We start from the raw sequence: 982 nt of genomic DNA, 5'->3' as shown, positions 1-982 counted from the left end.
TGATGGGAACTTTGGCAGCATCGGCGGCCTGAAGGATGTTTCTGGCGAGGCGATTGAGAAGGGCTGTGTTGGCGGGAGCATTGTCCTTGCGGGCACGGCTGAGATCCTCATCGAGATGGACATCGAGCATCCAATGCAGGCCGTTCTCGATCTGCCAATGAGCTCTGGTGAGGTCGAGCGCCCGCTGCGGCGACATGAGCGTGGAGGCCATGAACAGGCGCATCAAAGGTCTGGCCTGATCGCGCCGGCTGGTGATGCGGATGAAGGCCTGGTGGCCAGGCATCAGCGGCTCGGCCGCCGCCACGATCTCGGCCTGCCGCCACTCGTTGCGGCCATCGGTGCGCTCGGCAATGGAAGGGGTGGCGTCGGCCAGTTGCAGGTTGGCACGGCGCAGCCAATGACGACGGTTGCCCTTCAGCGCAAGCAGGTAATCGCCACCTCTTTGGATAATGGCCGCAGCCATGCGGGTGTGGCAGTGGAGCGCATCGGCGGTGACCAATCTGCCCGTAAGATCAATGAGTTCGACGACCTTGAGCGCGGCCTCGACTTCGTTCTCACCATCGCTCGGCGAGACTGCCGCCAGGCACAGCCGGGTCTCGGCGGCGAAGGCCGACACCGTCAACGGCGGACTGGCTGCCAAGCCCTTCTCGTAGGCCCGCCGCAAAGCCTTGCCGTCAAGCGACACCACCTCGGGCGTCTCTCGGCTGGTTCGGGCGAAAGCTGCGGCAAAGGCAGCAAAGGCGCGACCGAAGGCCTCCGGGTCGAGCAGGCGCAGCAGCCGCGAGAAGGTGTCGTGGCTGGGGGCTGCGTCATAGTCGATCAGCCGCGACAGCGCCTGCTTGCGCTCCTGCGCGAGCAGGGCAAATTCCGTCGCATTGCTGGCGCCGCACAGGCTTGCTGCGATCATCATCACGATCAGGTCGCCAAGCCGGTGCGTGGCGTTGGGCGCGCGTGGATCAGGCACCGCGCCAAAGTAGCTCTC

At 65.2% G+C, this 982-nt stretch carries 1 protein-coding gene; it reads right to left on the bottom strand.

The features are described from left to right. On the bottom strand, positions 1-982 hold a 982-nt coding region (locus tag NKI01_RS30805; RefSeq protein ID WP_352965857.1), incomplete at both ends, for an ISAs1 family transposase.

The sequence above is a fragment of the Mesorhizobium sp. M0815 genome (assembly GCF_040319995.1).
Classification (GTDB): Bacteria; Pseudomonadota; Alphaproteobacteria; order Rhizobiales; family Rhizobiaceae; genus Mesorhizobium.
This window is presented reverse-complemented; position numbering and strand designations above follow the sequence as displayed.